At 58.3% G+C, this 9,464-nt stretch carries 8 protein-coding genes; all 8 read right to left on the bottom strand.

Annotation, left to right across the window (positions count from 1 at the left end):
* Positions 1 to 76: 76 nt before the first annotated feature.
* The 8 genes from EKA13_RS12640 to rfbF are packed head-to-tail and all read right to left on the bottom strand — an operon-like array spanning position 77 to position 9,350.
* Complete coding sequence (locus EKA13_RS12640; RefSeq protein ID WP_065759733.1) at positions 77 to 3,007, bottom strand: TIGR00180 family glycosyltransferase; 2,931 nt, start codon at positions 3,005 to 3,007, stop codon at positions 77 to 79.
* A 49-nt stretch (positions 3,008 to 3,056) separates the two neighbouring features.
* Entirely contained in the window at positions 3,057 to 3,794 is a 738-nt protein-coding gene (locus tag EKA13_RS12635; RefSeq protein WP_065759732.1) for a cephalosporin hydroxylase family protein, read from the bottom strand.
* A gap of 18 nt (positions 3,795 to 3,812) precedes the next feature.
* Positions 3,813 to 4,880, bottom strand: a complete 1,068-nt coding sequence (locus EKA13_RS12630; protein ID WP_065759731.1) for a class I SAM-dependent methyltransferase — start codon at positions 4,878 to 4,880, stop codon at positions 3,813 to 3,815.
* The gene (locus tag EKA13_RS12625) at positions 4,870 to 5,727 is read right to left on the bottom strand and encodes an NAD-dependent epimerase/dehydratase family protein (protein ID WP_065759734.1); all 858 of its coding nucleotides are present in this window, start codon (positions 5,725 to 5,727) and stop codon (positions 4,870 to 4,872) included. The genes EKA13_RS12630 and EKA13_RS12625 overlap by 11 nt, the downstream gene beginning before the upstream one ends.
* 5 nt (positions 5,728 to 5,732) lie before the next feature.
* The gene (locus EKA13_RS12620; protein ID WP_065759730.1) at positions 5,733 to 6,959 is read right to left on the bottom strand and encodes a class I SAM-dependent methyltransferase; all 1,227 of its coding nucleotides are present in this window, start codon (positions 6,957 to 6,959) and stop codon (positions 5,733 to 5,735) included.
* Positions 6,956 to 7,516 carry a dTDP-4-dehydrorhamnose 3,5-epimerase family protein gene (locus tag EKA13_RS12615; protein ID WP_065759729.1) on the bottom strand — a complete coding sequence of 187 codons (561 nt, stop codon included), beginning with the start codon at positions 7,514 to 7,516 and terminating at the stop codon, positions 6,956 to 6,958. The genes EKA13_RS12620 and EKA13_RS12615 overlap by 4 nt, the downstream gene beginning before the upstream one ends.
* Positions 7,513 to 8,595, bottom strand: a complete 1,083-nt coding sequence (rfbG, locus tag EKA13_RS12610) for a CDP-glucose 4,6-dehydratase (protein WP_065759728.1) — start codon at positions 8,593 to 8,595, stop codon at positions 7,513 to 7,515. The genes EKA13_RS12615 and rfbG overlap by 4 nt, the downstream gene beginning before the upstream one ends.
* The gene (gene rfbF, locus EKA13_RS12605; RefSeq protein WP_065759727.1) at positions 8,577 to 9,350 is read right to left on the bottom strand and encodes a glucose-1-phosphate cytidylyltransferase; all 774 of its coding nucleotides are present in this window, start codon (positions 9,348 to 9,350) and stop codon (positions 8,577 to 8,579) included. The genes rfbG and rfbF overlap by 19 nt, the downstream gene beginning before the upstream one ends.
* Positions 9,351 to 9,464: the final 114 nt, after the last annotated feature.

Below are 9,464 nucleotides of genomic sequence, written 5' to 3'. Positions count from 1 at the left end.
ACCAATGGATTACAACAAAAAAAGCCACGAACGCCCCTGGGCGCTCGTGGCTTTTGATCAATAGCGTACTGGGCGATTAACCGACCAGCACCTCCCACTCCACAGCCGTTGGAGCACCCAGGCCAAAGGTTTTGCCCATGCGCGCATGGTTCGCGTTATAAGCCGGATCGTTTTCCAGATAACCCGGCCACTTCTCACGCAACGCCTGCAGAGCCGCTTCCTCATGCATGACCGTGCCGTGATGAATCACCTGCACCTGTGGCGTCCATACCGTCAGGTAACCCGCCTGAGCGGACTTGAGGCACAGATCGACATCGGCGTAATGCGCCATGAACGCGGCTTCATCCAGGCCTTCAAGCGCCAGATACAGTTCCTTGCGGATCATCAGGCACGCGGCGGATACGGCCGAAACGTTATGCTCGACATGCAGCCGCTGCATATAGCCAGCCGCATCCTTGCCCTCACCTGCCAGAGCCGGAGCAACCCCCGCCCCAAAGCCCAGCACCAGACCGGCCTGAGTGATCGTACCTGCCCGGTCGAACAGCTTGCCACCCACGATACCGACCTCAGGACGCTGCGCCTGGTTAAGCAGGCTTTCCAGCCAGTTGGCGTTTACCACTTCGCCATCGCTGGCCAGCAACACCAGGTACTCGCCAGCAGCTTGCTGACAGGCCAGATTGGTCATTGCCGACGGGCTGATGGTGCGCTCGCTGCGCACCACACGAATACGATCACCAGCCGCACTCAGGCTCGCCAACCACGCCAGCAACTCTGGCGACTGGCTGTTGTTGTCGGCGATGACAATCTCGTGACTACGGTAACGGGTACGCTGCAGCACACTGACCAGGCAGGTCTGCAACTGCTCCATATTGTCCTGGCAATAAAGCACTATCGACACTAACGGCCGTGTTTCATGACGGTAGTCAATCTGGTAAGTGCCAGGTTTCGCCGAACTGACCTGCGCGGCATAACCACGCTGCGCCAGTTGGCGCGCCAGGCTTGCACGCTCGTGCTCGCTGGCGTCAACATCTCGCGCCTGGCTGATCAACAGCGGCTCGGCCAAATGCGCCAGCCCAGCCAACCCGCCCTGCACGATCAAACGGAGCAACAGGTCGAATTCCAGTGCCCGGGCAAACTCAGCATCATAACCGCCCACCTCAAGCAGCAACTCGCGACGTACCAGCCAATGCCGCGCCATAAGCCCTGGCACACTCTGCAGCATGTCGAGGCTGGCGCCTGGGCGCAACACCTCCACCAAGGTTCCGTCGGCCTGACGCATGACCTCGTCCATTGCCACTGCACGGCAACCGTCGGCCTCCAGCAACTCCAGACTGGCGCGCAGCAGGCCGCCAGCGGTGAAGCGGTCGCCAGCCTCGGCAAGGATCACCCAATCGGTGCCCAGCGTAGTGATCGCCCGGTTGAGTTTGTCGACATGATCCTCAGCCGTGACCTTGACGAAGTGTACGGTCTGCTCCGGTGTCGTGTTGGCGGGCAAATCGCCCGTGGTCAGCACCACAACCTTGAAAGCCTTGCAATGGCCCGCCATCAAGCTGTCGAAGGTCGCCTGCAGCTTGAACATATCGGCATCCAGGTCCAACAGCAGAATGCCGAAAGTCGGACCACCAGCATGACGAGCCAGACGCTTATTGGCCAGACGAACCTGGACAGCTGTTGGCTTGCGCGCTTCCAGCCAGTTCAGCAAACGCCCGGATGCCATGCTATCGAGCAGCGCCTTGCGATCATAAGCAGGCACACTGCACAAACGCTCAAGCCAGCATTGAAGCGGCGCAGCTTCTTTTTCATCGCCTGTGGCACGCAGCGACTTTAGCAAACGCTCTACCACCGTACGGTTGAACGGGGTCAACGCCAGAGCTTCCCATAAGCGGCTCGTGATCGTATGCGCGGTGTCATTCGCATGAACCTGCATCAGTTCCGACTGACGCAGCAAGATCGGCTCCAGCTCCTGAAGCTGCAAGCGACCCGCCGGCATGGAATGAATCAGGAACTCAATACATGCAAGCAGATCGAACATCGTCTTGTTATAGAACGGCATCTCGACGAATTGTGTCTCGCCAAACAAACGCACAGGTTCGGCGCTCGGCTGCGACCACTCGGAGCAAACGATCATGCAAGAGTCCAATGCCCGCCTGCTTTGCAAGCCGCCGGCCATAGCATCAAAGCTAGTCAGCGCTATCTGCTTGATCTGGTCTGACGTTTTGTTGCGAAATCCCATTGGCGTCGAGGCCAGAAACTGAGCAAACGCCTCACGCTCGGCAACGGACTTTGGATCGGGGTAGGCCAATACCGTCAAGACATTGGTGTTGTGCTCGGAGCTACCGTAGTTGGCTTCGCGCACAGCATAAGGGATCGGCAGGATCCGGGCCTTGGCGCAGGCTAAAAGATAGAACGCATGACCAATTTCCTGCCATTCAAAGCTGGTATTGGCCGGTAGCACGGCATACCACTGCTGCAGCAGGTCGGTGCGTGTCACCGCATAAAAGGGCGGCAAAAACTGCCCTAGGAAGTCCAGAACACGCTCTTCGGAAAGATCAGAGTTGTAGTCTTCGCAAACCCGCTTGTCTCGGCGATAGAAATTCACCTTGGTGCCACGCGCCAGATACATCATGCCATAGCCGTGGCATAGCCCGTACTCGGTGTTTGCTTCAAGAAATGCGACAGACTCAACCAATGCATCGTGAAGGAGAAAATCGTCGTCGGCTGCAAAGGCCATGTAAGGCGTGGTGACCTGTGCTACGCCATATGCCAGCTTGTCCTGAAGCCCCTTGTAGCCGAACGCCGGCAGATGACGATAATCCACCTCAGGATAGTCCCGGAGGAGACCGTCTGCCGCCTGACGCGAGGAGTCCAACACCAGCACGTTGCCACTAAAGCCTTGGTAGTACTGCAACGTACGGCGCAAGAAAGCCGGCCGCTCATGACTGATAATGACCAGCGTAAAACGCTCTTTCAGCGCTGCGCCTTCTTGTGCAATGTGTTCAACGTGCATATCACTTTCCTGCCAGCCACTGGGGCCTGTACGCTTTAGACCAGAGAATTCAACGAACCCGACGCAGATAGCCGTCCGGCGCCACACTAATCAGCAATTTGTCGTTCATTTGCTGATCGATTTCGAAATCGCCGTTTTCCTCCAGGTAGGCCCAGACCGCAGTCTTCGGGTTATCACCTGGCCCCCAGGGACGATCAGGAAAAGCATCAGCCGGCATGTCTTCAACCACCGTGTCCATCACTACGCAGTAGCTGCCCAGCGAAACCAGTGGCGCATACAGCCGCAACTCCTCAAGCACATGCTCATGGGTATGGTTGGAGTCGAGTACCAAAATAACCTTCTTGCCCGCCGCCAACGCACGAACCTGTTCGACGACGGCCAAATCAATACTGGACCCCTCGATCATGCTGATCCGCTTGAACATCGGATGGCTTTCGATGGCCTGGCGGTTATGTGGACGAATATCCCTGTCGATACCGAGCACCTCACCGTGCCCTTGCAGTTCCAGCAGCGAGGCGTAGTAGATAATCGAGCCGCCATGGGCGATACCGCACTCGACCACCAGGTCCGGCTTGATATTCCAGATCAGCTCCTGCATTGCCATCATGTCCTGAGGCAATTGAATGATGGGACGGCCCATCCACGAGAAGTGATAACTGTACTTATGCCGGGCCGATTCATTGAAAAAGTCGCGAGCCAGAGCTTTTAGCGTTTCGTTCTGGCCCTGGGCATCGATTTCAGCCTTGCACTCAGCCTCAAAAGCCTGATGTACGTTATTGTCAGTCATGTAGGGTCTCACTGATTGTCATTGAAACGAGGCGCTGTCTACGGCGTGGTAGACATAGCGCTCATCGGTCATGCGCTTGATTTCTTCGAGGTAGTTCGAGTTCATTACAAACAGGTTTGCGCCATCAGGGAGGCTGTCCAGCGCCTCTTGCGGCGATGACACGCGCAAACCACTGAGCGGCAGGTAACGCCCCTGCTTGGCCGGATTGATGTCGACCACATGGTCCACCGCAACGCCAGCGCGCTGCAGGAACAGTGAATAGATGACCCCCTTGGATGAAGCCCCCCAGATCGCTGCGCGCTGATCGGGAGCGTCCTTGATGATCTGTACCGCCCGGTCGAGGCTTGCGGTGAAGCCCGTCGGCATTTGCAGCAGGGATGAGCCCGTACGCGGCGCGCGCAAACTGGCAAGGTCGGCAACGACATAAAGGTACTGCCCGCCAAACAGATGGCCGGCTTCGTGAACCGTGCCAAAGAGCCGTCGCAGATCGTCAAGCCGGAAGTAATTGACGTGCTCGTAGAACACGTCGAACCATGCATGGTGCTCGACAATCCAGTCAAAGCACGGTACTTCGATGTAGATTTTTCCACCCTGGTTGGCGGCGGCAATTTCACTCAGGAATGCCTGCGGATCAGCCATGTGTTCCAGAACATGGCGCAAGACAATACCCTCGGCGGACAATCCCAGCTGACGCGTGAAAGGTGCCTTGATCACATCAGGATTATCACCTTCATAGGAAGGGTCAACGCCAGTGATGGTGTAGCCCCGCTCACGCAGCATCTCCAGGAAGTAACCTTTCCCGCAACCGACTTCAATCAAGCGCTGCCCACTGAAGTGACGAGCAAGAATCTGTTCGACATCCCTCAAGTGCCGCTGAAACTGTGTCGAATGCGCCTGCTCGTTCTGGTAGTTCGCGTCGTAGACCAGCTTGTCGGCATCAAACGCCTGATTGAAGACCAGACCGCTCTGCGCATCCTGTACCAGCACGATGTCCGCGCATCCACTGGCGCGCGCCTCTTCGGCAGTCGCAAAAGTGCGGTTCTGCAAAACGGGCAAGCCTTGCGCCCGGTACAGCTCACGCGTCATGCCGCTCTCCTGTCAGGTGTCGCAAACGCTCAGTCGAACCCCAGAATGCCATTGGCTCATGACTCGAATAGGGGTAATGCCCCAAGTTCAACGTAATATCCGAATGACGCTCGCGAACTCGCTGCTCGACCAAGGCCCGAACCGACACGGGCTTGCCACTACAACAGTTGATAACACCAGAAAACTGCCTGTACTCCATGAGCTGAGCGAGGTACGCGACCGCAACATCAATTGCCAAGTAATCCCGCAATTGCTCGCCGCCCGACATCGGAAAACTCGGATCGCCAGCATCAATGGCGCGGTCCAGTGCCGCCAGCAAACTGTTTGGGTTCTGCCCGGAACCATGGAGATAAAACAGACGCGCCCACTGCAGGGTAAAAGGATGCTCACCCTGTAGCGCCTCAAGGAAGACCCGCAGCGTATTTTTGGCCACACCGTAGGGGTTGGTCGGCCGAGGCTCACACCGCTCATCAAGCGGCCCGCTCTGCATGCCATATTCAAAGCAGGTGCCAGTCACCAGCACCTGCGGCACGCCCGCCACAACGGCTTGCTTGATGAAGGCATAGTCCGCCATCAGGTTATGCTCGAAGTGGAACAGCGCTCGATAATTTGGCAAGCCGGGCCAGGCCAGGTGAACCAGGACATCTATACCTTCAACCCAGGTCGCAACAGTGGCGTGCGAGCCATGGATATCGGCCGCAATGAATTCGACATCGTCGATCCACGGCATGTCGGCAGCTTTGCTGGCATCACGCGCCAATGCCCGTACACGATGCCCTCGCGCCAACAACGCAGCCACCAGGTGGCGCCCGACAAAACCGGTAGCGCCGGTTACCAATACATTCAGCGCACTCACAGGACCTTCAACTCCGGTACTGCAATCACGAAACGAGCGCCCCATTCACGCACGTGAGCCTGTTGCTCGCTGACCTCAGCCAGAAGGTTCCAAGGCAGTACCAGCACATAGTCCGGTTGCTCATGCCGTAACTGCTCAGGCGCAACGACCGGGATCCGGCTACCCGGGAGGAACTTGCCCTGTTTATGCGGATTGGCATCAGCCACCCACGCCAACAGGTCCGGTTTCACGCCTGCATAATTGAGCAAGGTATTACCCTTCGCGGCAGCGCCGTAGCCCACCACACGCTTCCCATCGGCCTTGGCCTGAAGCAGAAAACGCAATAGTTGATGCTTGATACGCTGCGCAGCGGGCGCGAGGGTCGCGTAAAAGTCTGGAGTACACACCCCCACGGAGGCTTCGAGGTCCAGCAGGCGCTGCACCGCCGCCTGTCGCTCGCGACGCTGGCCATCGGCACGCTGGACAAACACCCGCAAAGAGCCGCCATGGGTAGCAAGCTCACTGACATCAAAGATGTCCAGCCCATTACGCTGGCACAAGGTCGCTACAGCGGTCAGCGACAAGTAGGAGTAATGCTCGTGGTACAGGGTGTCGAATTGATGCTCAGCCATCAGCGACAGCAGGTGTGGAAACTCGAAGGTCGCCACACCGGCGGGTTTGAGCAGGGCCGTGAACCCACTCAGGAAGTCGTTGATATCGGGCACATGGGCCAGGACGTTGTTAGCCGCCATCAGGTCTGCCGACCAGCCCTCGGCAACCAGTTGCAATGCCGTCTCACGGCCGAAGAATACTTCACGGATCTCCAGGCCCTTGGCCCGAGCCGCCTGCGCCGTACTGTGTGTAGGCTCTACCCCCAGACACGGAATGCCACGACGATCCACATACTGCAGCAGGTACCCATCATTGGCGGCAATTTCCACCACCCGACTGGAAGCACCCAGCCCGAAACGCTCGACCATCTGCGCAACGTAGGTCTCGGCGTGTGCCAACCAGGTACTGGAGTAGGAGCTGAAATAGGCATACTCAGCATCGAACAACTGCTCGGCACGTGTGTAGTCCTCCGTCTGGACCAGCCAGCACTGCTCGCAGACCCCAACCTTGAGCGGCACCCACTGTTCAGCCTGAGCCAATTGCTCGGCACGCAGGTACGCATTGGAGGGCGGTGCAGTGCCCAGATCGATCAAGGGCAGACTCAGAGCGCTGCCGCAACCTCGGCACTTCATACAGACACTCCAGCAAAACGATCATCAAGCCAGAGATGGCCAGCATCTCGGACAGACAGGTTTTTGACAGGCAACGGCCAGGCAATGGATAACCGCGGGTCGTGTACCGACAAGCCGCCCTCATGCTGTGGGGCATAGTCCGCACTGTGCAGGTAAAGTAACTCGGCCTCCTCACTCAACACCTGGAAACCATGTGCAAATCCGGCCGGGATCAACAGGCTGCGACCATCACCTGCGCACAGGTGCTCGGCATGCCATTGCAGAAACGTCGGCGACGCTGGGCGCAAGTCCACCACCACATCCCAGACCTCACCGCGCAGACAGGTGATGTACTTGGCTTCAGGCTGCTCGGCGTTTTGATAATGCAGACCCCGTACGCTACCGCGCCCGACGGTACGTGAGTGGTTGATCTGACGAATGTGAAACGGCTGCCCGAAGGCCTGCAAGCTGCCTTCGCAAAACAGCCGCGCAAACGCACCACGCTCGTCCTCATGGCGCCGGTGCTCGACACGGAACAGGCCACCCAGAGGCAGTGGATGAAGAGCGTACTGACTCACAGCGACTCCTGATACAGGCTGAGTTGAGTCAAGGTGACCCCACGCATGTCCGTGCCACGACGCATGGCCAGATGCCAACCCAACGTCTGTTCAAGGCACTCTTGCAGCGACCAGCGTGGCTGCCAGTTCAATAGCTTGCGCGCGCGACTGCTGTCCAAGCGCAACAACCCCGCCTCGTGCAAGTCACTCTTCTCGACCTGAACACCCGGTGCGTGTGGCCACTGACTGGCAAGTGTGGCAACCACCTCACCGACGCTGCACATGTCCGCCTCGCCTGGACCGAAGTTCCACGCGCCCGCATAATCGGGGCCTTTCTCGTACAACGCCGCGGCCAGTTGCAGGTAACCTGCCAGCGGCTCAAGGACATGCTGCCAGGGCCGTACGGCCTGAGGATACCGCAAGGTCACCGGCTCACCGCCGGACCACGCCTTGAGCACATCAGGAATCAAGCGCTCCGGCGAAAAATCTCCACCGCCCAATACATTACCGGCCCGCGCCGTCGCCAGGGCCAGCCCATGTTCAGCGTACTGCTCGACAGGGAAAAACGACGCTGCATAAGACTGCGCCAGAATCTCGCAGCAGGCTTTGCTGCTGCTGTAGGGGTCATGCCCTCCGAGGGCTTCATTCTCTCGGTACGGCCACACCCATTCTTGATTGGCGTACACCTTGTCGGTGGTCACCAGCACACAAGCGCGAACCCCGCCCACCTGACGAATTGCCTCAAGCAGATTCAGGGTACCCATCACGTTGCTTGAATAGGTTCCCAGCGGGTCGCGATAACTTTCACGCACCAAGGGTTGCGCAGCCAGATGCAAGACAATTTCGGGCTGTACATCGGCGACAAGGTCTAGCAGCACACCCAGGTCTCGAACATCGCCACGGCGGTCGTCGATCCCCTCAGCCACACGCGCCTGCACGAACAGGCTCGGCTCAGTGGCGGGGTCCAGTGCAAACCCAGTGACCCGCGCGCCCATGCTCTGCAACCACAGCGCCAACCAACTGCCCTTGAATCCGGTGTGACCGGTCACCAGAACGCGCTTGCCGCTCCAGAATGCTGAACTCAGTCCCATTGTTTCCATGGGGCCTCCCCGCTCTGCCAGAGGTGCTCCAGATGATTCTTGTCACGCAGGGTGTCCATCGGGTGCCAGAAGCCGTCATGCTGAAACGCCTGTAACTGGCCTTCATTGGCCAGACGGGTCAGTGGCTCGGCCTCCCAGGAGGTCGAGTCACCCGCGATGTACGGCAGCACCTTGGGCGACAAGACAAAAAAGCCGCCATTGATCCAGCCACCATCACCACGCGGCTTTTCGGTGAAGCCCAACACTTGATTGCCATCGCACTGCAATGCACCGTAACGACCAGGCGGCTGCACGGCCGTCACAGTTGCCGACTTGCCATGGGACAGGTGGAAATCGACCAGCGCACCGATGTTCAGGTCAGAGACACCATCGCCGTAGGTGAAGCAGAAGGCTTTTTCGTCCTCAAGGTAACGCCCGGCACGGCGCAAACGGCCACCGGTCATGGTTTCTTCGCCAGTATCCACCAGTGTCACGCGCCACGGCTCGCTGTAGTTCTGATGAACGTCCATGCGGTTGTTGCGCATGTCGAAGGTGACGTCGGAGGTGTGCAGAAAGTAGTTGGCGAAAAAATCCTTGATCGCATAACCCTTGTAGCCCAGGCAAATCACAAAGTCGTGAATGCCGTGCGCAGAATACTGCTTCATGATGTGCCAAAGAATTGGCTTGCCACCGATCTCGATCATCGGTTTGGGTTTGAGGTGCGACTCTTCGCTGATCCGCGTGCCGAGACCACCCGCCAAAATGACTGCCTTCATCGGTTTCCTCAAGTACTTCGCACAGCCTATCCAGGCCAGAGTGAAGGATTTATGGCGATATGAAGGGGTGCCTGCAGGAAGTGCGCCAAGTACGCGGAAGCTGCCAGCGGCGCG

Source organism: Pseudomonas defluvii (genome assembly GCF_001695625.1).
GTDB lineage: Bacteria > Pseudomonadota > Gammaproteobacteria > Pseudomonadales > Pseudomonadaceae > Aquipseudomonas > Aquipseudomonas defluvii.
This window is presented reverse-complemented; position numbering and strand designations above follow the sequence as displayed.